Genomic DNA, 23,859 nt, shown 5'->3' with positions numbered 1-23,859 from the left:
CTGTTACAGGTTTGCAGAAAAGGGCGGCTCCGTTCATTCGGAGCCGCCTTTTTTACGTCAGGCGTTCAGAACCATCTGAAGCGCTTGCTGCACAGCCTGAGAACGAATGCTGGTGCGATCTCCTGCGAAGTGACACTGAACGACCGAGGACAATCCGGTGCGAACAGCCAGTCCGAAACAGACAGTCCCGACCGGTTTGGCAACACTACCACCGCCCGGGCCTGCGATGCCTGTCACGGAAACGGCAATATCAGCATCCACGGCGTTCATAAGGCCGCCTTCCGCCATGGCCTGAGCCGTCTGGAGGCTGACGGCTCCGTATTGTGCGAGAACCGTTTCTGGAACGCTCACGGCGCTCATTTTCAAGGCATTGGAGTAGGTGATGAAACCGCCTTCCAAGACGTCTGACGAACCGGGAATATCACTGAGAGCCGCACCGATCAGGCCGCCTGTGCAGCTTTCCACTGTCACCAGTCTGCGACCGGACCGGCGGAGATGCTCCAGAACCTGTCCAGCGAGGGCTGCAATATCATTATCCGGCATGAAGATTCCTGACGCGATAGACCATCATTCCTGCCTCAATATTTTCGATATAAAGGCGGGTTTCCCGGTAGGGCAGGCGTTCGATCCAGTCCAGAACGCCGTCTTCTGACAGCGGGTCCGAAGGTGGGTTTGCTTTGAGCCAGAGGTCCACCCGATGCGGGCCTGCGTTATAGGCAGCCAGCGCATAGGGGATCACATTTCCGAAGCGTTCGAGAAGCTGCGAGACATAGGCGTTGCCGATTTTCAGGTTTATCTGCGGATCGGTCAGAGACGCGGGAGAGACGTTGATCGGCCCCAGATGCCCTTTGCGCACCACGTCTCTGGCTGCGGCGGGCAGGAGTTGCAGCAGGCCCACAGCCTTTGCGCCGCTTAGTGCGTTCGGATCGAAACCACTTTCCTGTCGGATGATGGCGGGAAGCAAGCCGTCCGGAACAGTTGATGCGGCTGGGTAGGGGTCGGGGAAGCCCTGCGGGTAAAGGGCAATGCCTTTGCGTGCCAAGGCATAGGAAGCAAAGACTTCCGGCGCAGGTAACCCAAGGCGGGACGCAGCATCGGCGACGGCTTTCTGGCCTTCCGGAGACGGATTGACGGCTTCCAGCATCATGAGGAAATCCCGTGCATGATCGGGATCACCTGCCTGCACGAGATCCGTGGCGGCTTCGAGCAGATCAGGGCGGCTGAGCGTTCCGGCGGGTGGAGTGGGCAGAGACTGAAGGGCCTGTAACAGGGCGTCGTCAAAGGCCGATGACGACTGACCTGAGACAAGAATTGCGTTGTTCTGCGTCAGAGATGCCAGAGCGAGCTGACCCGGAAACGTCGTGGGGAAGGTAGCAGCTTTTTGAAAAGCAGCTTGGGCATCCTGATGCTTTTCAGCGGCCTGAAGGGCGCGGCCTGTCCAGTAATAGCCGCGAGCCTGCATCTGAAGCGAGGTTGCGTTCTGAAGAAGGGTAAAGAACTGTTCCGCGCGCGCAGGGTCATGAAGCTCTCTAAGCGCAATGAAGCCGCTGAGAAGAGCCGCTTCCTGACGGTCGGTACTGTCCGGGGGCAGGGTGGTGTCATCTGCGAGATCGGCCGCCTCTTTCGGACGACCGGCCAGAAGCAGAGCGCGGGCGAGGCTAATCCGTTCGGAGGACCAGTCATGGGATGGGTTCGCCTGCTGGAGCGCCGCGCCCTGCGTGTTCCAGAGAGACAGCGCTTCATCCAGTCGATCCCCGCGACGCAGCGCACGCAGGCGATAGCGGATCAGGGTCGGGTCGGATTGTAGGTCCGAGGGTAGGGAGGCGAACAGAGAATCGGCATCGGGAGAGGCGAGACGTTCGGCCAGTCTGGCGCGGGCAAGAAGCTGCTGATCGGCGGAAAGACGCTCGATCTGTCTGGCCGCTGCCGAAAACTGTCCCCGCAGTTCAAGCGCTTCATAGCGGGTCCATTGATCGGCGGGCGTGAAGGTCTGACCAAACCGCGTGAGCAGGGTCTGCTCTTCGGCAGTGGTCAGGGCACTTCCCGACAGCCAGAGACGGCGCGCTGTGGAGGCCGGGTCCGGGAGATGGTCTGCACAGGCTGTAAACGCGGCTGGCACTGTCAGCGGATAAAGCGGGCAGAGGGCGTTCAGAGCCTGCGGGTCGGATGTCTGGGACAGGGCGTTCTGAAAACGCCACAGAATACGCACTCTCTGCGGCCATTGCGGCGTCTGTGCGAGGAAACTGGCGTAACGCTGTGCCGGGAAACTGCTTCCTTCTGGCCCGACAAGGAGCAGCCACTCTGCCAGCCGTTCCTGAACGGGCGAGGGGGCGGTGTCCATCGGGGGCGCTGCGAGGGCCGATGACGTGACAAGCAGCGTCATCAGTCCCGCGAAAAGGGTTTTGTCAGCTCGGAAGAACATGCGTCCAGACCTCCCCGCCGCCGCGGATGATGAGTTCGATTGCAACGCCCAGAACCACCAGAAGACCGATCCATGCAATCCAGCGATATCTGGCCAGAAGATTGGCGACGACCGATGCAGCAAGCCCCATCAGCAGCACCGACAGCACGAGCCCCGCAACCAGAATCCAAGGATGACCGACAGCCGCTCCGGCAACCGCCAGCACGTTGTCCAGACTCATGGACAGATCGGCCACGACAATTTTAAGCACGGCAGGGCCGAGCCGGGGCGGAGCAGCCTCGACGTCCTCATGATGTTCGCCGCCTCGAAGCTCACGATACATCTTCCAGCAGACCCACAAAAGCAGAAACCCACCCGCCAGCGTCAGGCCGACCACGGCGAGCAGCGTGGTCGCCAGCAGGGCTAGCCCCACACGCAGAATGGCGGCGAACCCCGTTCCAAACAGAATGGCGAGACGGCGCTGCCGCCCTTCCAGATTGCGCACGGCCATCCCAATAACGACCGCATTGTCACCGGCAAGGGTGATGTCGATCAGAGTGATCTGGCCGAGGGCGATGAGGGCGTGGAGCAGAGAGTCAGGGGCCAAGGTGTCATTCTTCCGAAAAGGGGTCCGTGCAATGTCTTCGTATTTGGTCTAAGGAGCCTCCGTAAAGCCCCACCTCGCATCCGGAGTTCCCATGGTACCCCGTTACAGCCGTCCGCAGATGACTGCCATCTGGTCTCCCGCCAACCGTTTTCGCATCTGGTTCGAGATCGAAGCCCTTGCCTGCGAAGCCATGGCACAACGGGGTGACATTCCCGCCGAATCAGCAAAGACCATCCGCGAAAAGGGTGACGTCGCCATGGCGGCGTTCTCCGATGCGGATCTGGCCCGCATCGACGAGATCGAAGCCGAAACGCGCCATGACGTCATCGCGTTCCTGACCTGGCTTGCGGAAAAGGTCGGTCCGGACAGCCGTTTCGTCCATCTGGGCATGACGTCTTCGGATGTGTTGGACACCTGCCTGTCCGTGCAGATGACGCAAGCTGCCGATCTGCTGCTGGAAGATCTGGACCGCGTTCTGGCCGCACTCAAAGATCGCGCCTACGAGCACCGCAACACGGTAACGATCGGCCGCAGCCATGCGATCCACGCCGAGCCGACCAGCTTTGGCTTGAAGATTGCCGGCCACTACGCCGAGTTCGCCCGGAACCGCGAGCGTCTGGTGCAGGCTCGCAAGGAAATTGCGGTCTGCGCGATTTCCGGTGCTGTCGGGACCTATGCGCATATCGACCCGGAAATCGAGGAATACGTTGCTGACAAGCTGGGCCTGGCCGTCGAGAGCGTGTCGACGCAGGTTATTCCTCGTGACCGCCATGCGGCGTTCTTCTGCACGCTCGGCGTGATCGCCAGCGGCATCGAGCGTCTGGCGATCGAAGTCCGTCATCTTCAGCGTTCGGAAGTCCGGGAAGCGGAAGAATTTTTCCACAAGGGGCAGAAGGGCAGTTCGGCCATGCCGCACAAGCGCAACCCTGTCCTGTCGGAAAACCTGACCGGTCTGGCGCGCCTCATCCGCTCGCATGTCGTGCCCGCGCTGGAAAACGTCGCACTGTGGCACGAACGGGACATCAGCCACTCCGCCGTCGAGCGCAACATCTGCCCCGATGCCACGATCGGACTGGATTTTGCACTGATGCGTCTGGCCGGGATGATGGAAAAGCTGGTCGTTTATCCCGAGCAGATGATCGCGAACATGGAGAGCCTCGGCGGCGTCGTCCATTCCGGCGAAGTCCTGCTGACGCTGGCTCGTGCTGGGATTTCACGCGAGGACGCCTATCGGATCGTGCAGCGTAACGCCATGGAAACATGGACGAAGCTGAACAAGCCGGGCTTCAAGACGTTCCGTGAAAACCTTGAAGCCGATCCGGAAGTCGCCGGTCGGGTCAGCAAGGAGATTCTCGATCAGGCGTTCGACCCGGCACAGCATCTGCGTGCCGTGGATCGCATCTTCGCCCGTATCTTTGACTGAGAGGCGTGCGGGACGCAGACTTCCTGCGATTTCCTGCGTTCCGCACACTCGCAGTTCCGGTTCCGCAATGCTATGGAACCACAATTCGTCGCTGCTCCAGCCGTCTGCATTTTCTGTCAGGACGGCGCAACGCTAAGGATTGCTCATGGCTCGCCGCCGCCAGCTCTATGAGGGCAAAGCCAAGGTTCTTTTTGAAGGCCCAGAACCCGGCACACTCGTTCAGTACTTCAAGGATGACGCCACCGCCGGAAACGGCGCGAAGAGCGGCATCATCACCGGGAAGGGTGTCCTGAACAACCGCATCAGCGAATACCTGATGCTCAAGCTTCACGAGATCAACATCCCGACCCACTTCATCCGCCGGCTGAACATGCGCGAGCAGCTCATCCGCGAAGTGGAGATCATCCCGCTTGAAGTTGTGATACGCAATGTGGCGGCGGGCTCGCTGGCCAAGCGGCTTGGCATCCCCGAGGGGACGCGCCTGCCGCGCACGATCATCGAATACTACTACAAGAACGACGCGCTCAACGACCCGATGGTGTCGGAAGAGCATATCGCAGCGTTCAACTGGGCAGCACCGCAGGACATGGACGACATGAACCAGCTTGCACTCAGAACAAATGATTTCCTGATGGGCATGTTCACGGCTGTCGGCATCACGCTTGTCGATTTCAAGCTGGAATTCGGCCGGATCTGGGAAGGCGAGGAGATGCGTATTCTTCTGGCCGACGAAATCTCGCCGGATAACTGCCGTCTGTGGGATTCCAAGACGAACGAGAAGTTGGACAAGGATCGTTTCCGCCGCGACATGGGTCGCGTCGAAGAAGCGTATCAGGAAGTGGCAAAGCGTCTCGGGATTCTGCCCGAGTCCGGGAATGGTGACCTCAAGGGTCCGGAGGCAGTTCAGTGAAAATCCGTGTTTTTGTTTCCCTGAAAGACGGCGTTCTCGATCCGCAGGGCAAGGCCGTGGGTCATGCTCTCGAAACCCTAGGCTTCAAGGGTCTGGGCGAAGTCCGCATCAATCGCGTCGTTGAACTTGATGTTCCGGCCGACAATGCCGCCGACGCACTGGCGCAGGGCGAGGCCATGGCGCGCGCGCTTCTGGCCAATGAGGTCATTGAGGATTTCAGCGTCGAGGTGGCCGGATGACCCGTCTTTCCACGATCTTCCTGCTGGCCGCTCTCGCAGTTGCTCCGGCTCTCGTGGCAGCCCCGGCTCACGCACAGCGCGTGTCCAAGGTTTCAGGCAAGGCTCTAGGCCAGATGTGCTCCAGCAAGTCCTCCATCGGCATGTGCGATGCCTATCTGTCCGGCCTGATGGACGGCGAGGCATGGGCGAAGAAGTACGACAGCTTTGCGCATGATGAGTCCGCTCCGGTCGCGTTCTGCGTTCCAGCCCAGCAGACAGCCCCGCAGGTCCGCGGTCTGGTCGTCGCGTGGCTGCATGCCCATAACGATGCGCTGACGGAGCCTGCAGGCAAAGCTGTCTATCGCGCGCTGCATGACACCTATCCGTGCCATGCGTCCGCTCCGGCGGAGGGCCAGAAATGAAGGCAGGTATCGTCGTATTTCCCGGCACGAACCGGGAGCGCGACATGGTCCATGCCCTGAAGCTGGTGACGGGGCAGACGCCGCGTCTGATCTGGCACGGGGAAACCTCTCTGGGTGATCTGGACCTCGTGGTGCTGCCGGGCGGTTTCAGTTTCGGGGACTATCTGCGCAGCGGGGCCATGGCCGCGCATTCGCCGATCATGCGTGACGTCAAGGCGTTCGCAGGCAAGGGCGGTCATGTTCTGGGCGTCTGCAACGGCTTTCAGATCCTGACGGAATCCCATCTGCTGCCGGGCGCGCTGCTTCGCAATGCAGGGTTGCGTTTCCTGTCGCAGGACTGCCACCTAAAGGTTGAGAACGCGTCGTCACCCTTTACTCAGGGCTGGACGCGCGGCGACGTGTTCCGCGCGCCGCTTGCCCATGGTGACGGCAATTACACGGCCTCTCCCGAGACGCTGAAGCGTCTTGAAGGTGAAGGCCGCGTGGCGTTCCGTTATTGCGGTGCGGATGGTGCGGTTTCGGACGATGATCGTGCAACCAACCCCAACGGGAGCACGCGCTCCATCGCCGGGATTCTGAGCGAGAATGGCCGTGTCTGTGGCCTGATGCCGCACCCGGAGAACCTGACTGACCCCGAAATCGGCGCAACCGACGGCGTGCCGCTTTTCAAAGGCCTTGTGGAGGCTCTTGTCGGATGAGTGTGACGATTGATGCCCAGCTTGCCCAGTCTTTCGGACTGACCGGCGAGGAATACGACAAGCTTGTCACGATCATGGGACGGACGCCGAGCTTTACGGAGCTTGGAATTTTCTCCGTCATGTGGTCCGAGCACTGCTCCTATAAATCGTCCCGCATTCATCTCAAGACGCTGCCGACCAAGGCACCGTGGGTCATCCATGGGCCGGGCGAGAACGCAGGCGTCGTGGATATCGGCGAAGGTCTGGCTGCCGTCTTCAAGATGGAAAGCCACAACCATCCGTCCTTCATCGAGCCCTATCAGGGCGCGGCGACGGGCGTGGGCGGCATTCTGCGTGACGTATTCACGATGGGCGCACGTCCAGTTGCGAACCTCAACGCCCTGCGTTTCGGTGATCCGAAACATGCAGGAACGCGTCGTATCGTTGATGGCGTCGTGCGTGGTGTTGGCGGTTATGGCAACTGCGTCGGTGTTCCGACCGTGGGTGGTGAGGTCAACTTCCACAAAGCGTATGACGGCAATCCGCTCGTCAATGCCATGACGGTCGGTGTGGCCAAGCAGGACAAGATCTTCCTGTCGGCTGCGGCCGGCGTGGGCAATCCGGTTGTGTATGTCGGCTCCAAGACGGGCCGTGACGGCATCCATGGCGCGACCATGTCTTCGGCGGAGTTCGACGAGGAAGCAGCCTCCAAGCGTCCGACCGTTCAGGTTGGCGATCCGTTCATCGAGAAGCTGCTGATCGAGGCCTGCCTTGAACTGATGGCCACCGATGCGATCGTCGCCATTCAGGACATGGGCGCGGCTGGTCTGACGTCTTCTGCCGTTGAAATGGCGGGCAAGGGCGGCGTTGGCATTGAACTGAATCTTGATGCCGTTCCGCAGCGCGAGCCGAACATGTCGGCTTACGAGATGATGCTGTCCGAGAGCCAGGAGCGTATGCTCATGGTCCTCAAGCCCGAGCGGACCGAAGTCGCGCGCGCGATCTTCGCGAAGTGGGAGCTGGATTTCGCCATCATCGGTGTGCTGACCGATACGGGCCGCATCACGATCCGTCATCATGGCGAAATCGAAGCCGATATTCCGCTGGCCCCGCTGGCGGATGAAGCTCCGCTCTATAATCGTCCGACCGTGCCGCTGACGGCGCCTGCACGCATCGAAACGCCTGCTGACCCGGAAGGGATCGAAAAGGCGCTGCTGACGCTGATCGGCTGCCCGGATCTGGCATCCCGTGCGTGGGTCTGGAACCAGTATGACGGCTCAGTCGGTGGCAACACAGCGCGTCGTCCGGGTGCAGCCGATGCGGCAGTCGTCCGCGTTGACGATACGCGTCTGGGTCTGGCCCTGACGACGGACTGCACGCCGCGTTACTGTCAGGCCGATCCGAAGACTGGCGGTGCGCAGGCCGTGGCCGAAGCCTGGCGGAATCTGACAGCAACGGGTGCCACACCGCTGGCCGTGACGGACAACCTGAACTTCGGCAATCCGGAACGGCCGGAAATCATGGCGCAGTTCGCCGATGCCATCAAAGGCATGGGCGATGCCTGTCGCGCGCTCGACTTCCCGGTCGTAAGCGGCAACGTCTCGCTTTATAACGAGACTCGCTCGCCGTCCGGTGAAGCTCAGGCAATTCTGCCGACGCCCGCGATCGGTGCGCTTGGCGTGCTCGCGGATGCGTCCAAGTCCATCGGGCTTGCGATGCCGGATGCCCATGATCTGGTGCTGGTCGGCTCTATCCGGGGCGAACTCGGACAGTCTCTGTGGCTGCGCGAAATCTGCCAACGTGAAGACGGAGCACCGCCGGTCGTTGATCTCGCGGTCGAACGTCGTAACGGGGACTTTGTGCGCAGCCAGATTACGGCAGGCGAGGTTGCGGCCTGTCATGACATCGCCGATGGCGGTCTGCTGGTGACAGTTGCGGAAATGGTCATGGCGAGCGGCGTCGGCTGCACGCTTGAAGCCGCTCCGACAAACATTCCCGCGCACGCCTTCTGGTTCGGTGAGGATCAGGGCTGCTACGTGGTTGCAACTCCCGATGGTGAGGCCCTTGTCGCAGCGGCGGAGAAGGCCAATGTACCGGCAATCCGTCTGGGACGTTCGGGCGGCAGTGATCTGGTCGTGCCGGGAACCGTCAGCGTCAGCGCGGAGCGTCTCAGCGAGATCAATGCCGCGTTCTTCCCGCGGTTCATGGGTGAGGGAGTCTGATTTTTATGCCAATGGCAGCTTCTGAAATCGAACGCACGATTCTCGCCGCCATCCCTGATGCCCAGATCGAGATCGAAGATCTCGCCGGGGACGGGGATCATTACGCCTGTCAGGTTACAAGCGAAGCCTTCCGCGGGCTTTCGCGTGTACGTCAGCACAAACTGGTTTATGATGCGTTCGGAACCCGCATGGGCACTGAACTGCATGCGATGGCCCTCAAGACGCTTACTCCTTAAGAGCCGGGGCTAACGTCTCTCTTTTCCAGACGAACACTGACAGCAGGAGCGGACGTTCTGTTCGCCCTGCCGAACCAAGGAAAATCCAATGTCCGAAACCGTGTTCCAGCATATCCAGACCCTGATCGACGCCAATTCGGTCATGCTGTTCATGAAGGGTGACAAGCTCTTCCCTCAGTGCGGCTTCTCCGCGCGCGTGGTCCAGATTCTCAACCATCTTGGCGTTCCGTTTGCGACCTGCAACATTCTTGAGAGCGCCGAACTGCGTCAGGGCATCAAGGACTTCTCGCAGTGGCCGACCGTGCCGCAGCTTTACGTCAAGGGCGAGTTCGTGGGCGGCTGCGATATCGTGACTGACATGTATCAGAGCGGCGAGCTTGAGACTCTGCTGACCGAAAAAGGCATCACGACAGCCAACGCCTGACAGCCGCTGCCTGATTCGGGCACGACTGTGACGAAAAGTGCTGAATTCAGCACTTTTTAAGCATTGCTCCTGCCACAATTCAGCCATGAAGCGACGAAAAGTGGCAGGACCTTGATTTTTTCGGAAACTTTCCCATCAGGGGTTGCCGGACCCCGAGTTCAGCGCATAGGCTGTTTCCATCAGAACGGGATGGGACACAACGTCAATGGCGCGCAACTGGGTCGGCAGAATTGCTCTGGGTATCATGGGTGTCGGTATCTGCATGGGGGCAGGCAAGGCCTATGCCCGTCCGGCCATCACCGATTACGAAGCCAGCAAGCTGACCTTTGACGCATTGACTGCAACGCCGGTCTATCACCGCGCCGTTTTCCATCATGCGCTTGCGCGCCGCACAACTTCGCATAACACAGCCGTTGCCTGGAGCAGCTCACACGCTGTGATCCGCAACGTCGCTTACCGCCCGCATGCAACCGCTCATGCCCATATTACGGTTGCATCCGCACATCACCACGCCCGCGTCCGTCGTACCTGATTTTTTAGAACTGGCGCAGCGCATCCTGAATGCGTCGCGCCTGACCTGACGGGTCCACGACGATCAGATCAAACCGTGTGTTGGGTCGCTGCCACTCCGGTTTCGTCAGCAGGATATACTCGAAGGCTTCCATCAGCCTTTGGGACTGTCTGACAGTCAGGCATGACGCACTTTCCCGCAGGCTGCGTCTCTGCTTGACTTCAACAGCAATCAGCCATTCCGAATCTGCCGCCAGAAGATCGATTTCGCCATAAGGCGTCCGCAATCTGCGCGCCATAATTGTCAGCCCGCGCTCCTCGAGGAGGCGGGCCGCAATATTTTCGGCGTTCAGCCCCGTGTAATAGGACTGAACACCGCGTATGCGCGGGCTTTTCAGCGCTCGTCCCGCAGGAGACGGGCGGCATCCAAAGCGAAATAGGTGAGAATGCCATTACAGCCGGCACGCTTGAAAGCGATCAGGCTTTCCATGATCGTGCGGTCACGGTCCAGCCAGCCGTTCTGGATGGCACCCATAAGCATCGCGTACTCACCCGACACCTGATAGGCGAAAGTCGGAACTTCGAAGCGTTCGCGGACGCGGCGGATGATATCGAGATAGGGCATACCCGGCTTGACCATGATCATGTCCGCACCCTCGCGCAGATCCTGTTCGACTTCACGCATGGCTTCGTCGGAATTGGCCGGGTCCATCTGGTAGGTCTTCTTGTCCCCGTGCAGCAGGCTGCCGGACCCCAATGCATCGCGAAACGGACCGTAGAAAGCGGAGGCATATTTCGCCGTATAGGCCATGATGCGGGTCGTGTCGTAGCCATTGCCGTCAAGCGTTTCGCGAATGGCTTTTACGCGGCCGTCCATCATGTCGGACGGAGCAATGATGTCGTTGCCGGCACGGGCCTGATTGAGGGCCTGCTGGCGGAGGATTTCCACGGAGGCGTCGTTAAGGATCCGGCCATTCTCGATCACGCCGTCATGGCCGTGATCGGTGTACGGATCCAGCGCCACGTCTCCGATGATGCCCAGATCGGGGAAGGCGTCCTTGATGGTGCGCGAAGCGCGACACATCAGGTTATCCGGATTCAGGGCCTCTGTGCCCGTGGCGTCGCGGACGCTCATGGGCGTTACGGGGAAAATGGCGACGGCCGGGATGCCGAGGTCCACGGCCTGTCGGACGTGTTCGACGACATTGTCCACGCTGACACGTTCGGCGCCCGGCATGGAGTCGACCTTCTGGCGCTGGTTTTCACCTTCGCAGACGAAAATCGGCCAGATCAGGTTGTCGACATGCAGGCGATGTTCCTGCACCAGACGACGGGTGAAAGCATCGTGGCGATTACGCCGCGGACGGGAAAGGGGATATGCTGCATTGCTCATACCCCCGATCATGCGCCTAACTTCAGTCCCTGCAAAGTCGACTGTTGCGGATGCCGTAGACGAAATAAATGACAAGCCCAATGATGAGCCAGACGATGAGCCTGATCCATGTCAGGCGATCAAGCGATACCATCACGGCCCCGCAGGACAGAACGCCGAGGACCGGAATGATAGCGCCACCCGGCACGCGGAACTGACGGGGTGCATCCGGCTGGGTTCGGCGCAGGACGGGGACGCTCGCACAGACAATAATGAAGGCAAGAAGCGTTCCGATCGAGGTCATGTTCCCAAGCACGCCAATCGGCACGAGAGCCGCGAGAAGGCTTGTCAGAACCGCGAACAGAAGATGAGATGTCCAGGGCGTGCGGGTACGGGTGTTCAGCCTTGCAAACAGCGGGGGGAGTAGCCCGTCATGGGACATCACGAGAAAGATCCGTGCCTGTCCCAGAAGCATTCCGAACAAAACCGAGACATAGCCCGACGTAATGCCAAGCTTCACAAGACTTGCGACCCAAGGGAGATGCGCGGTGTCGATGGCGGTCGCCACTGGGCTCGGGTCATTGGCCATGAGGCGATAATTGACCACCCCGGTCAGAACCAGCGAGAAAATGACGTAGACCACGGAACAGATCAACAGGCTTCCGATAATCCCGATCGGGATGTTCCGTGCCGGGTTCTGGCTGTCCTGCGCGGCGGTCGAGACGATATCGAAGCCGAGATAGGCAAAGAAGGCCATCCCGGCCGCGCGCATGACGCCAGAAAACCCGAAAGAGCCGAACGTACCGGTATTTTCAGGGATGAACGGGTGATAGTTCGCCATATGGACATGCGGCGCACAGACCACGATCACTATAGCGACGACCGCCAGCTTGATGACGACGACGGCCGTATTCACCTTCGCGGATTCGCTGACACCGCGCATCAGGAGCGCCGTCACGATCCACAGGGCGCAGGCTGCTGGCAGATTGAACCATGCAGTCGTGATGGTGCCGTCTGACAGCGTCACAGACGTTAGTGGCGGAGCAAGAAGCCTCGGGTCGATGGGAAGCCCCCATCCGCCCAGAAGCGATGCCAGATAGCCGGACCAGCTTGAAGCGACGGTCGCGGCTCCCACCGTATATTCGAGCACGAGATCCCAGCCGATCATCCATGCGATCAGCTCTCCCATGGACGCATAGGCGTAAGAATAGGCCGAGCCGCCGGAGGGAATCATCCCGGCCAGTTCGCCATAACACAAACCTGCAAACCCGCAGGCCACGGCTGCGATAACAAAAGACAGCGTTACAGCCGGACCGGCATTCTGGCCAGCAGCGACACCTGTAAGAGAGAAAAGGCCAGCACCGATCGTCACGCCGATACCGAGGGCGACGAGCTGCCAGGGACCGAGAACACGCCTGAGGCCAGTCTGGCTGTCGGCTGCGGATGATACGGGTTTGGTCCGCCAGAGCGGAGTGGTCATGAAGGATCCTCGTTTGTTAGGCGGATTGTTTTTGCCGAGGCAGGCAATCTGGGCTAGTCACATGCCGAACTCACCCTGGAGAATGGACCACGATGTCGGAACACGCCAGCCAGTCCACGCTGAATCGTTTCTTTCATGCCCCCCTCAAGGAGGTTGATGCCGAAGTTGCCGCCATTCTGAACGAGGAGCTGACGCGCCAGCAGGACGGCATCGAGCTCATCGCTTCGGAGAACATGGCCTCTTTCGCCGTCATGGAAGCACAGGGTTCGGTGCTGACGAACAAGTACGCGGAAGGTCTTCCGGGCAAGCGCTATTACGGCGGCTGCGTGGACGTGGACCGTGTTGAGAACCTCGCCATCGAGCGTCTGAAAAAGATGTTCGGCGCGGAATTCGCAAACGTGCAGCCGCATTCGGGCGCCAATGCCAATCAGGCGGCGTTCATGGCGCTGGCCAAGCCGGGCGATACGATTCTCGGCCTGAGCCTTGCCGCTGGTGGACACCTGACGCATGGCGCGGCTCCGAACTATTCGGGCAAGTGGTTCAACTCCGTACAGTATGGTGTGCGCGCCGAAGATGGTCTGATCGATTACGACCAGATGGAAGCGCTGGCCCGCGAGCACAAGCCGAAGATCATCGTGGCTGGCAGTTCCGCCTATCCGCGCGTCATCGACTTCGCCCGTTTCCGCAAGATTGCTGATGAAGTCGGGGCGTATCTGATGGTGGACATGGCGCATTTCGCCGGTCTGGTGGCGGCGGGTCTGTATCCGAACCCGGTTCCGGTTGCGGACATTACGACATCCACGACGCACAAGACGCTGCGTGGCCCGCGTGGCGGCATCATCCTGACGAACGACCCGGATCTGGCGAAGAAGGTGAACTCCGCCGTGTTCCCCGGTTTGCAGGGTGGCCCGCTCATGCATGTCATCGCGGGCAAGGCCGTTGCGTTCGGTGAAGCGCTTTCGGACGAGTTCAAGGACTATCAGAAGCGTGTTCTCGCCAATGCCCGCGCGCTGGCGGACGAGCTTCAGAACCGTGGCTTCGACATCGTCACAGGCGGTACGGACAGCCATCTGATCCTCGTGGATCTGCGTCCAAAGAAGGTGACGGGCAAGCTGGCCGAAGCCATTCTGGAACGTGCCGGCATCACGGCGAACAAGAACGCCATCCCGTTCGATCCGGAAAAGCCGTTCGTGACATCCGGCATCCGTCTGGGCAGCCCGGCGGCAACCGCGCGCGGTTTCGGAGAAGCCGAGTTCCGCGAAGTCGGTCGCATGATCGACGAAGTGCTGACAGCGGCTCTTGAGGAAGAAAATTCCGAAGCCGTCACGGCCCGCGTCCATGAAGAAGTGAAGGCCCTGTGCCGTCGCTTCCCGATCTATGACCGCGCGTCTGCCTAAGATCTGAACGGCGCTGCGGTCCGTCTGGCCAGACGGACCGCGAGCTGTCCCCGACGGGGACGCAGATTGGGCATGATCAGCAGGCACTCGTCATAGGGTGTGTAGATCAGATCATGCCCGTCATGGGCGAGGGGCGTTCCCGCTTTAGGAATCGTGACCCCGCCCTCCCATGGCCTGACGAAACTGAAATCCGAATGCCGGGCAATGATGTTGTCGGTCACGACGGCCAATTCGGGCTCGCAGGATTCCTGCGTAGCATGTCCACGCAGATGAATGGCTTCGGCCTGCGCCAGAAGACGCTCGATGGCGCTTTCCATAACCGTGACGGTTCCAGTCTCCCAGTGAGACCCGGCTTCCAGAAGGCAGCTTCGTCCTGTCCCACCCGGCGACATGAAATGCGCATGCTCTATCAGGCGTGAACCACCCTGATGCCCCAGATCCGTCAGTACCGTCTGGGGTAGATTGCGACCTGCCGCCAGAGCGCAGGCCAGTTCTGCCGAACGCTGACGGGGAGAGGCGATGAACAGGGGCTCGGACGGCCAGAGCGTGGAATGCAGATCCAGCAACAGGTCCGCCCGGGCGATATAGGGCTGAAGCTGTCTGGCCCGTTCAAGCTCGCTGGAATGGTCGCGGCCATTCAGGCGTGCGCTGTGCCACAGGCGGTTCAGATCTTCGTCGACATGGCGGGCCATGACGGGGTTGCTGATATCAAACCGGTCGAAGGCTTCCAGATTGGCCACAATGAAGGTCAGACGCCCCGATGTCAGGGACACGCCTCGTCGGCGAAAATTCTCAAGCGCCCATCCCCCGGCATATTCGTTGCCATGCACCATGGCGGTGATAACGATTTCAGGGCCGGAGCGCCCCGAATCGAAGATCCATACGCCCGGTACGCCTGAAGGCGGCAGACGCCACCTGGCAAGATCGGGCGGAGGCAGACTCACCTTAAAGACGGGCGGGGGCTGTCCGAAGCCGGGCAGCGTTTCCGACAGACGGGGCTGACGGATCCGCACGGGGTGATGCCGCTGTCCCGCCTTGCAACTCATGTCATGCCCCTCCGTCGCGGACTGACGCAACAACGGGCACCCTCCGTCCGGCAGCCCGGCGAAGCCATACCTGCACCACAGAGCGTAGGACATGGATCGGTCATGGATTGTAGTGTAAGCACGTTGGGCGCAGGTCGCCAGAGAGGGAACATCGCCTTTCTTTCCTTCCATAGCGGAAAGAAATCACATTTTTCCGAGGCCGGTCTGATAGTATCGTTTCCTGTTTTCCGCCCGGTTTTCCAGAGATTTCGGCTCCTTGCCCATGCTTGCGACCAAGGACAGACGCCCCATGAACGGACGATGAAACAGTCTCTCTCCATTTTTCACAAAGTATGGCAGCAGTTCCCTGCTGACGCCCGACGACGCTTTTTCGTTCGGGCCACCGCTCTGGCTGTGCCTCCGGTCAGACCGCAGAAACCTGTTGCGGCACTGGGGATGATCGTTGCTGGCGAATTCAGCCGTAGTTCCGGGCTGGGCGAAGGCGCGCGGCTGATGGTCCGGGCGCTGCGGGAGATGGGGATTCCCTGCGCGACATGGGATATTGACCGTCGCGTCCTCGAAGGAGACAGGACCGGACCGGGAGCGCCGCTGGTCATGCATGTGAATGCTCCCATGCTGCCTTATGCCCAGTTCTTCATGCCACGCCCACTGCGGACAGGGCGCCGGATTGTCGGATACTGGGCGTGGGAACTCCCGGTCGTCCCGGACATATGGCGCATCGCCCGGCGGCATGTGCATGAAATCTGGGCACCTTCGCGGTTTACGGCGGATGCGCTGCGCTCTCTTGGACGTCCGGTGCGGGTTGTGGAACATCCGGTTGGTCTTGCGGAAGAAAAATCTTCCGGGCGGGATCGGACGTCGTTCGGGTTGCCGGAGAACTGCGTGATTGTTCTCGTTTCGTTCAGCCTATCGTCCAGCATGGTTCGCAAAAGCCCGATCGAGACAATCCATGCCTTCAGGAAAGCCTTTGGAGACCGTACGGACCGGCTTCTGCTCCTGAAGATTGGTCATACCGCGCATTACCCCGAAGATCTGGCGACGATCCGGGCGGCCATCGGGGGAGCCCCCAATATCCGGATCGAAACCGGACAGCTTGATGGTGCCGACAGGCTCGCTTTGACAGAATGTGCGGATATCGTGCTGTCCCTGCATCGAAGCGAAGGCTTCGGACTTGTCGTGGCGGAAGCCATGGCGCTCGGGCGGTGCGTGATTGCAACCGACTGGTCCGCAACAGCCGAGTTTATGGACGAAACTTGTGGCCTGCCGGTTTCCTATACGCTCGTTCCCGCCCGTGATCCTCGTGGGATCTGGGACATGCCTGATACGCAGTGGGCGCTGCCTGACATGGAGGCTGCCGTGCAGGCCCTTCGGACAGCGGCTGATGATCCGGATCTGCGAGCCCGTCTGGGCGCGCATGCTAGACACAGAATTGCGACACGCCTGAATGGTGCGACATTGCGCGAAGCCGCGCAGGCCGTTGGAGCGCGACCGTGAGCAGACGTTCCGAAGGCAGTCCGGCCAGACGCATTCTCGTCTGGCAGTGGGGACGGCGGGGCGCAGGGCCACGCATTGCGGTAGATCTGGCGGGTGGCCTGAAAAGACTGCCAGAGACGGAGGTTTTGCTCTGCCTGTCAGAACGGGCCGAAATCCTGCGAAGCAAAAATGCCCCGGAAGCCGTAGTCAAGGTCGCGACCTACAGCTCGCTCCGCGGACTGCTAAAACGACTTCTGACGGCCCCCTGGCTTCGCAGGCAGCTTGCACGAATCGTACGGGACTTCCGTCCGGAGGTCGCTATCTGTGCCATGCCGGGACCGCTGGACATGCTGATGACGCAGGTGCTCCACAGAGCAGGCGTCTGGACCGTTGTTATCGTGCATGATGCACAGCCGCATCCGGGAGATGGATATCCGTTGCAGGCTCTATTGCAGCGGCGCCTGATTCGGCACGCCGATCAGATTGTCACGTTCAGCCGCCATGTTGCCGACGGGCTGACGTCAGGGCCGCATGCCGTGTCGTGTCCCGTAACGGCGCTTGCACACCCGCCCTTTATCGGCGGGACAGGCACAGTGCCATTTGCTCATGGAGGCGCGCCCCGCATTCTCATGTTCGGGCGCCTTCTGCCTTACAAGGGGCTGGACCTTCTGGCGGAGGCTCTGCCCCACGTCTGTCATGCCTTTGAATGCCGAGTTGTCGGGCATGGCCCGCAAAGCCCCGAACTCCACAGGCTTGCGACGCTCGAAAATGTCAGTGTCGAGAACCGCTGGGTTGAGGAAGACGCTCTGCCCGCGCTTGTCGAATGGGCCGATATCGTGGTTCTGCCCTATCGTGAGGCGTCCCAGAGTGGCGTAGGAGCGATGGCGATTGCCAGCGGGCGCTATGTGGTTGCAACGCGTGTGGGTGGTCTTGTCGAGCAGTTTGTCGACGATCCGCAGGCTGTCCTGTGCAATCCGGACCCCGCAGCGATTGCACGGGCGCTGGAGACACTCCTTGAAGCCCCTCCGCCCATACGGCCCCGCGTTGATAATGCGCAGGAATGGGAAAATCTGGCGAGGGACATTCTCGCCAGCCGCAACGCTTAACGGTCCAGCGAGTCTTCCGTCGCGATCCGGACGCGGTAGCCGATATGTTTCTCGACATCACGCAGAAAAGTCCGCTCATCGATATTGATGAGTGAAAACGCCACGCCCTTGCGTCCGGCACGGGCTGTCCGGCCGATACGATGGACATAAGCCTCCGGCGTTTCAGGCATATCCATGTTGATGACAAGATCCACGTCCGGAATATCGAGACCGCGCGAGGCGATGTCGGTCGTCACTAGAATGGGAACGCGCCCCTGACGGAACAGGTCGAGCGCCTTGTTACGAGCGCCCTGCGTGCGATCGCCATGCAGGGTTTCGATCCGCAGGTTGTGGCGCCGCAGGATTTTAGCGAGTGCATCCACCGTGTTCTTCGTCCGCGCAAACACGATGCTTCGGCCTTCGAAATGCTTCAGTAGACGAGCCACGGTTTCGGGCTTGTCGTCTTTTTCCACAAAGATCGCCCGCTGGCGAATATTTTTAGGCGTGAAAGACTCCGCCGCGATTTCAACACGGACGGGATCGCGCGTCACCCGCTTGGCAAGATCCATCACGGGCTCTGGCAATGTGGCCGAGCAGAAAACGGTCTGGGGAGGATGATCAGGAAAATAAGGCGTGAGAGCCGTCATACTAGCCGAAAAATCTTCGTCCAGCAGGCGGTCAGCTTCGTCCAGAACGAGATAGGTCAGATGTTCCAGAACAAGATCGGCCTGCATAACCAGATCCAGAAGACGCCCGTGCGTGGCCACGACGATATCCACGCCATCGCTGACAGACTGGACCTGCTGCTCACGCGATGTTCCACCACATACGACGCGCGTTTTCAAGGAAAGCCTGCGCCCAAGCTGCCGGCATACGGCGGCGGTCTGGGCGGCGAGTTCGCGTGTCGGCTCAAGAATAAGCGCACGGGGGCCGGGCGCCGGGCCCGCTTCTTCGAGCTTCTGAAGCATGGGCAGTACGAACGCCGCCGTCTTGCCGCTACCGGTCTGGGAGCCGACCAGAACGTCTTTTCCCTCAAGCAGGGGAGGAATGGCCTGCGCCTGGATCAGGCTCGGGCATTTATGTCCGGTCTGAGCGAGAGTTGCCAGCAGGGGCGCAATCAGCCCAAGCTCCTCAAATCCGGGAGCAGGAGCGGCTGGGGTTGTATTCGATGAGGCAGGGGGCGTCTGGGACGTTGTCATATGCGCTTCTTGCCAAATTTCTCGCAGTTCGGGAAACACCTTCTTTTTTGCGGAGTTCCGTCATGAAAGCCATCATCATCGCGGAGGACTTCGCCGGCATGCGCGCGCAGGGTGCGGGACTGGCCGAAAAGGCAGGTCTGAAGTGGGATTTCCGACCGGTCCGCATCCAGCCGTTCTGGTCGCGCTTTCCTGCACGGTACTGGCCGTTTCCTTTAAAGCGGGTCGATCCGATCAGGATTCCTGAAGACACACGGCTCATCATCTGCATTGGAGGAACAGGAGGCGTTGTTGGAAGGGCCGTGGCGCAACGCGAAGGGCTGCCCGTCGTCCAGATCCAGAACCCGCGCATGCCGGTCCGGAAGTTCGATCTGGTGATTGCCAACACTCATGATGGCATCACTGGGCCGAACATCTTGATCTCGCGCAATGCGCTTCATCCCGTAACGCAGCAGAAGCTCGATCTGGCGCGTGCCCAGTGGGAAGAGCGGCTGAAACGGGATGACCGTCCGCTTCTGTCCGTTCTGATCGGGGGCGCCAATGGCCGCTTCACACTGGGTGCGGCCGAAGCGGAGCGGATAGCGGAAGGGATCATCGCTTTTACAATGCGCAACACCATGCAGGCCATCCTCACACCATCGCGCCGAACCGATCCGGCAGCCGTGGATATTTTTCGCAAACGGCTGGAACCACACGGCATCGCGGTTCTAACGGGGGGCGGGGATAACAACCCCTATATGGGGATGCTGGCCTGTGCTGACGTCATTGCCGTGACGACCGACAGCGTTTCCATGATCTCCGAAGCTGTGGCGACATCAGCCCCCGTTCTGGTTATTCCGTTGCCCGGGCGTTCAAAACGAATTTCACGCTTTGTAAAAACCCTCGAAGACGCCGGGCGTGTGAAAATGTTCGATCCTGAACAGATCCCTTGGGACGTGACCCCGCTTGACGATACCCCCCTCGTGGCGAGAGAAATGCGCCGACGTCTGAAGCTCTGAAAGGGCCCCCTGTATGCTCGATATCCGCACCTTTGGTCCGCAGGGTGGCAATATTCTGTACAAGGCACTGGCACATCCGCTGGCCGCTGAAGCTCTCGTTCGCATGGAAGCCGAATTCGCAGGCCGGACACTGGCGGTCTACGACCCGGATGATGCCGCCCGCACGCTGGCTGCTCTCTATCCCGGCCTGAAACCGGCACATGTCTATGTTCATGATACCGAACAGGTCGGAAAACCGGACGGGTTTGGCGGTACGTTGCGAGCACTGGTGGATCTTCCCACGACGGAAGCGGATGTCATTCTCGCGCTGTCATTTGAAGATGCAAAAATGCGGACGCGCCTGAAGGGGCTTCTCAACGGACGTGAACTCCAGACCCTCGCACCAGCCCGTTTGCCGGATGATATGCTCGTCAAGGGGCGTCCCTATCTGGACAAGCTGAACTTCGCGACCAATTTTGCCTTTTTTCGCGAAACGGAGCGCTTTTCCTGCCGGATCGTGACGGCCAACTACTGGTCCAGCTATTCCGCCGAAAATCTACGTTACTGGATGCGGCTGTATGACGAAACCGGCAAAATTCTGGCGCAATGGGAGCAGCCGGTGACGGAAGCCGGGGCGGGGATTACGGTCGACAGCGCTGAAGTGCGGAGGCGGTTTGATCTACCTGAGTTTACGGGACAGCTTTTCATTCACGTTCTCGGCGCACGCGGTCATGACGTCGTAAAATATGCGCTCGATAGCTGGGGCAAGAACGGCGATCCAAGCCTGTCCGTCACGCATGACGCCAATGCCTGGCCTTCGGTCCGTTATGCGACCCTTCCGGCACCGGAACCTGACGAGACGCTGATCGTGTGGGTCCAGAACAGCCATGCGACGACAATCCCCGCTGGTGCGATTACTTTCAATCGTATGGGAGAAGACGCCCCGCGCGCGCTCAACCGTTCCGTAAAACCGTTCGAGACGGTCGCAGTAAATGTCGGCGCACTTTTTCCTGATCTGCACTGGCCCGCACAGCTTGAACTACGTTCCGGCCGACATCTGGTCCGTCCGCGCTATGAAATCACCCAGCGCGGGCGCACTCGCATTGCGCATCTGAATGTGGAGCGGGACAACCTGCGGCCAGATCCTGCCATCCGTCAGTTCCCACCGTCGCTGGGCCGTGGTTTCCTGCTGCCGTTCCCGATTCTCGATCCAAAGCGCTTCGAGACTTTTCTTCAACCCAATCCCATGTCTGAATCACTGGAAACGCTCCCTGTCAGACTGGACCTGTTTGATGAATCCGGCGAAAAAACCGGCTCGCATTTTCTGGGAAACCTTCCTCGCAATCATAACACGGTCGTTGCTCTGCACGACCTGACAGATCGTTCTGGTCATGCGGATCTGGTCTATGATTTCCGCGATGGCGGCGAGGCGGATGGATGGCTGCACGCCATGATGCGATACCGCCACCGTGAGAGCGACCATGCCGCCGAAACCAGCTTCGGGGCCCATATCTTCAATACGCTCATGACATGGCGTTCGGAACCGCAATCCTATTCCGGCCCGCCGCCGGGACTGACAACACGGCTGTTCCTGAAACTGGGTCAGAAAACTACTCAGGACACATTCCGCAGCTTCTGTTGCCTGATCCATCCGGCTTCCGTTGAAGGAACTGACGCCTCCGAAACAGTCCTGCTGCTTCATGCAGCAAATGGTGCGTTGCTGGCCCAGACGACGATCAGGATCGCACCCAATGGCTCTTTCATGGTGCGGCCACAGGAGTTGTTCGAAGCGTCGCATCTCGATCAGGCAGGGGAGGGCGGTTACGTCCTCATCCGTGATCTGACATGCCGTCTCTTCGGCTATCACGGACTGGAAAACGAGGAGGGAGCTTTCTCCCTCGACCATATGTTCGGTTTCTGAGCGCCCGATAAGGGAAGCCGGAGCGGACAAACCGGCTTCCTAAGAAAAAGATCTTGTCAGAAAAACAACATCTTGTTAGAAGCCCGTCCAACGGATGGGCGCGTAGCTCAGCGGTAGAGCACTGCCTTCACACGGCAGGGGTCACAGGTTCAATCCCTGTCGCGCCCACCATCCTAAATTACTGAAATCGCTATTTTATGCTCCTGATCTTGCGAGTCAGTTTGTCTTCGCAATGTGCATAATCATGGCGGTTCAAGGCATGCGCGACTCGCTTTGAGCTGGCAAAAATCTGTACAGTTTGTTCTGGAACCGTTCAGGGGGGGGCTGGCTAAGAGTAGCAACGGACAAGATTGACGCCCAACAGCCTTCCTCTCAGCCATCAGTCTCATTGCAGCTGTTATGCTCCAATTCTAAGTCCTGATCCTAAATATAGTATTATCTTAAAAAGAAATTTTAATACAGTGAGTAAATCCGTACCAAAATATCAGCTCCATCATCTGGTTTTCCTAGATAGAAATTTGAAGCATTCCCTAATGACGTTAATATAGCGTCTGTAACGACATCCAAGGTCGGAGTTATGCTTTCTGCCGTGAAGGTAATTCCTGTCTTTGATTCCGTTCCGCCTACCATCATTCCAGGCACTTTTTTCACTTGCCATCCTGACCTACGAAAAATTTCAGAAATAGAGTCTGATAAATGTTTGCAGTCGTTACAGTCGGCCGCAATAATCTCAACTGTGCCAGTTTGAGCATGAAGTGAGATAATATCTCGGATTGTATTTGCAATTAGATCTGGGCTTATTGTTCTTCCATCTACTTTTTTCTGAAAATTTTTCTGGATTTCCTGCAGGCGTCCGTTTTCTTTACTGAGCGCAGCCTGACCATGTTTTAGGTTATTTATTTTACCATTTAGAGAATCTATATCCGAGGAATTTTTTCTATCATTAGCTACTGTACAGATAATTCCAGAAAACGTACAAAAAAGAATACTTATCGCAATACATCTCCTTACTGTCTTATTCCACTGCAATCGCTCGCTTAATATTATTGCTGTCTGTTGAGACCGGGGGTCAGATGCAAGATTGGAAAAAATAATTTGCTCCCAATCTTCTTTATGTTGGTCCCCCTTTACGCTTAGGACTAAATCAAGCGCTGCTGCGACAAATCCGATGACAAGAAAAACATAGGTGACAACAGACCAATTCCACATGAGGCGAATCCATGGTAGCAATAATCTTGATAAGTTTATACGCCTTATTATTAGCAGCGATAGGAGTGTGGATTTTCAAATCGGAAAAAAAGAGAAAATACCGCAGAAATAACATAAAATTCCATTAATGGATCAAAATACAACCTTGTCTTAGATGATTTTCTTTCCAACCATGCCCAAGCATTTAATCATCCCGATTGAGCCAGTTTTCCACATCTTTTTTGTACTCGTCCGGCATCTTCATTGCGTACCTGGTTACGATTGAGAGTGTTGCCCAGCCTCCCTCATCTTTCAGTCGAAGGATGTCGCGGTGGAGGCAGTAGTGCCAAGTCGCCCAAGTGTGACGGAGATCGTGCGGAGTGATATCGGGCACAAAAGTAGTCTTTGGGCGATTGGTGCCCTCGGGGCGCCATTCCCGAATTCTTCCTAGAAGCCCAGCCTTGCGACATGCAACGCTCCAGGCGCTCTTGATCTGCCCCCCTGCGAGGCGGCCTTTGCTGGCATAGCCGTCATTGATCACTCCAGAGGCATCTGGACGTCGGATTCGCGGCCGGAAGACCGGACCATCCCGATGCCCTAGGCTCAGGACCTATTAATTTATTGAACTGAGCGGTGTTCCGTGATTCACAGTCTTACCGATGGAGGGTGGGCCT

At 59.1% G+C, this 23,859-nt stretch carries 23 protein-coding genes and 1 tRNA gene; 15 read left to right on the top strand and 9 right to left on the bottom strand.

Features of this window, described 5'->3' with window-relative positions; translation table 11 throughout:
• Positions 1–57: 57 nt before the first annotated feature.
• From JK213_RS11765 to JK213_RS11755, 3 genes are read right to left on the bottom strand one after another with little or no spacing between them, the layout of a single operon-like run.
• Complete coding sequence (locus JK213_RS11765) at positions 58–543, bottom strand: CinA family protein (protein WP_194263026.1); 486 nt, start codon at positions 541–543, stop codon at positions 58–60.
• Positions 533–2,422 (bottom strand): transglycosylase SLT domain-containing protein, encoded by a 1,890-nt coding sequence (locus tag JK213_RS11760; RefSeq protein ID WP_194263025.1) that lies wholly within the window; start codon positions 2,420–2,422, stop codon positions 533–535. Before JK213_RS11760 ends, JK213_RS11765 begins: the two co-directional genes overlap by 11 nt.
• Positions 2,406–3,008, bottom strand: a complete 603-nt coding sequence (locus JK213_RS11755; protein ID WP_099286714.1) for a YjbE family putative metal transport protein — start codon at positions 3,006–3,008, stop codon at positions 2,406–2,408. Before JK213_RS11755 ends, JK213_RS11760 begins: the two co-directional genes overlap by 17 nt.
• A gap of 91 nt (positions 3,009–3,099) precedes the next feature.
• Here JK213_RS11755 and purB point away from each other — a divergent pair, with 91 nt between their 5' ends.
• The 9 genes from purB to JK213_RS11710 all read left to right on the top strand — a co-directional run bounded on the left by purB (position 3,100) and on the right by JK213_RS11710 (position 10,072).
• Entirely contained in the window at positions 3,100–4,431 is a 1,332-nt protein-coding gene (gene purB / locus JK213_RS11750) for an adenylosuccinate lyase (RefSeq protein ID WP_194263024.1), read from the top strand.
• A gap of 145 nt (positions 4,432–4,576) precedes the next feature.
• The gene (gene purC / locus JK213_RS11745) at positions 4,577–5,341 is read left to right on the top strand and encodes a phosphoribosylaminoimidazolesuccinocarboxamide synthase (RefSeq protein WP_194263023.1); all 765 of its coding nucleotides are present in this window, start codon (positions 4,577–4,579) and stop codon (positions 5,339–5,341) included.
• Positions 5,338–5,580, top strand: a complete 243-nt coding sequence (gene purS, locus JK213_RS11740; protein WP_099286711.1) for a phosphoribosylformylglycinamidine synthase subunit PurS — start codon at positions 5,338–5,340, stop codon at positions 5,578–5,580. Before purC ends, purS begins: the two co-directional genes overlap by 4 nt.
• Positions 5,577–5,981: a Rap1a/Tai family immunity protein gene (locus tag JK213_RS11735; RefSeq protein WP_194263022.1), complete on the top strand. Its 405-nt coding sequence runs from the start codon at positions 5,577–5,579 to the stop codon at positions 5,979–5,981. The genes purS and JK213_RS11735 overlap by 4 nt, the downstream gene beginning before the upstream one ends.
• Entirely contained in the window at positions 5,978–6,679 is a 702-nt protein-coding gene (purQ, locus tag JK213_RS11730) for a phosphoribosylformylglycinamidine synthase subunit PurQ (RefSeq protein ID WP_194263021.1), read from the top strand. Before JK213_RS11735 ends, purQ begins: the two co-directional genes overlap by 4 nt.
• Entirely contained in the window at positions 6,676–8,880 is a 2,205-nt protein-coding gene (gene purL, locus JK213_RS11725) for a phosphoribosylformylglycinamidine synthase subunit PurL (RefSeq protein ID WP_194263020.1), read from the top strand. The genes purQ and purL overlap by 4 nt, the downstream gene beginning before the upstream one ends.
• Positions 8,881–8,885: 5 nt before the next feature.
• Positions 8,886–9,116 (top strand): BolA/IbaG family iron-sulfur metabolism protein, encoded by a 231-nt coding sequence (locus tag JK213_RS11720; protein WP_194263019.1) that lies wholly within the window; start codon positions 8,886–8,888, stop codon positions 9,114–9,116.
• 88 nt (positions 9,117–9,204) lie between these two features.
• Positions 9,205–9,540, top strand: coding sequence for a Grx4 family monothiol glutaredoxin (gene grxD / locus JK213_RS11715; RefSeq protein ID WP_194263018.1), 336 nt, complete (start codon positions 9,205–9,207; stop codon positions 9,538–9,540).
• 205 nt (positions 9,541–9,745) lie between these two features.
• Positions 9,746–10,072: a hypothetical protein gene (locus tag JK213_RS11710; RefSeq protein ID WP_194263017.1), complete on the top strand. Its 327-nt coding sequence runs from the start codon at positions 9,746–9,748 to the stop codon at positions 10,070–10,072.
• 4 nt (positions 10,073–10,076) lie between these two features.
• On the opposite strand, the gene JK213_RS11705 is transcribed toward JK213_RS11710, so the two are convergent.
• From JK213_RS11705 to JK213_RS11695, 3 genes are read right to left on the bottom strand one after another with little or no spacing between them, the layout of a single operon-like run.
• Positions 10,077–10,388, bottom strand: a complete 312-nt coding sequence (locus JK213_RS11705) for a YraN family protein (RefSeq protein WP_194263080.1) — start codon at positions 10,386–10,388, stop codon at positions 10,077–10,079.
• A 56-nt stretch (positions 10,389–10,444) separates the two neighbouring features.
• Positions 10,445–11,455: a porphobilinogen synthase gene (hemB, locus tag JK213_RS11700; protein ID WP_077802851.1), complete on the bottom strand. Its 1,011-nt coding sequence runs from the start codon at positions 11,453–11,455 to the stop codon at positions 10,445–10,447.
• A 10-nt stretch (positions 11,456–11,465) separates the two neighbouring features.
• On the bottom strand, positions 11,466–12,902 hold the full coding sequence (locus tag JK213_RS11695; RefSeq protein WP_194263016.1) for an amino acid permease: 1,437 nt from the start codon (positions 12,900–12,902) through the stop codon (positions 11,466–11,468).
• A gap of 92 nt (positions 12,903–12,994) precedes the next feature.
• Here JK213_RS11695 and glyA point away from each other — a divergent pair, with 92 nt between their 5' ends.
• The gene (glyA, locus tag JK213_RS11690; RefSeq protein WP_194263015.1) at positions 12,995–14,299 is read left to right on the top strand and encodes a serine hydroxymethyltransferase; all 1,305 of its coding nucleotides are present in this window, start codon (positions 12,995–12,997) and stop codon (positions 14,297–14,299) included.
• On the opposite strand, the gene JK213_RS11685 is transcribed toward glyA, so the two are convergent.
• Positions 14,296–15,438 carry a succinylglutamate desuccinylase/aspartoacylase family protein gene (locus JK213_RS11685; RefSeq protein WP_228125594.1) on the bottom strand — a complete coding sequence of 381 codons (1,143 nt, stop codon included), beginning with the start codon at positions 15,436–15,438 and terminating at the stop codon, positions 14,296–14,298. The two genes, glyA and JK213_RS11685, sit on opposite strands and share 4 nt — an antisense overlap.
• 207 nt (positions 15,439–15,645) lie before the next feature.
• On the opposite strand from JK213_RS11685, the gene JK213_RS11680 reads away from it, so the two are divergent.
• Positions 15,646–16,839 (top strand): glycosyltransferase family 4 protein, encoded by a 1,194-nt coding sequence (locus JK213_RS11680; protein ID WP_194263014.1) that lies wholly within the window; start codon positions 15,646–15,648, stop codon positions 16,837–16,839.
• Complete coding sequence (locus tag JK213_RS11675; RefSeq protein WP_194263013.1) at positions 16,836–17,924, top strand: glycosyltransferase family 4 protein; 1,089 nt, start codon at positions 16,836–16,838, stop codon at positions 17,922–17,924. Before JK213_RS11680 ends, JK213_RS11675 begins: the two co-directional genes overlap by 4 nt.
• Here JK213_RS11675 and JK213_RS11670 read toward each other — a convergent pair.
• Positions 17,921–19,102 (bottom strand): DEAD/DEAH box helicase, encoded by a 1,182-nt coding sequence (locus JK213_RS11670; protein ID WP_194263012.1) that lies wholly within the window; start codon positions 19,100–19,102, stop codon positions 17,921–17,923. The two genes, JK213_RS11675 and JK213_RS11670, sit on opposite strands and share 4 nt — an antisense overlap.
• A 62-nt stretch (positions 19,103–19,164) precedes the next feature.
• Between JK213_RS11670 and JK213_RS11665 the strand changes: the two genes are divergently transcribed.
• From JK213_RS11665 to JK213_RS11655, 3 genes are all read left to right on the top strand, one after another.
• Complete coding sequence (locus JK213_RS11665) at positions 19,165–20,097, top strand: mitochondrial fission ELM1 family protein (protein WP_194263011.1); 933 nt, start codon at positions 19,165–19,167, stop codon at positions 20,095–20,097.
• Positions 20,098–20,110: 13 nt separating this feature from the next.
• The gene (locus tag JK213_RS11660; protein ID WP_194263010.1) at positions 20,111–21,997 is read left to right on the top strand and encodes a hypothetical protein; all 1,887 of its coding nucleotides are present in this window, start codon (positions 20,111–20,113) and stop codon (positions 21,995–21,997) included.
• Positions 21,998–22,093: 96 nt separating this feature from the next.
• Positions 22,094–22,168 (top strand) — tRNA-Val (locus JK213_RS11655).
• A 282-nt stretch (positions 22,169–22,450) separates the two neighbouring features.
• Here JK213_RS11655 and JK213_RS11650 read toward each other — a convergent pair.
• Positions 22,451–23,206, bottom strand: a complete 756-nt coding sequence (locus JK213_RS11650) for a hypothetical protein (protein ID WP_194263009.1) — start codon at positions 23,204–23,206, stop codon at positions 22,451–22,453.
• Between the last annotated feature and the right edge of the window lie 653 nt (positions 23,207–23,859).

The sequence above is a fragment of the Gluconobacter sp. Dm-44 genome, from assembly GCF_018256175.1.
Classification (GTDB): domain Bacteria; phylum Pseudomonadota; class Alphaproteobacteria; order Acetobacterales; family Acetobacteraceae; genus Gluconobacter; species Gluconobacter cadivus.
The sequence above is the reverse complement of the archived record's forward strand: the minus strand, read 5'-3'. Positions and strand labels throughout refer to the sequence as shown.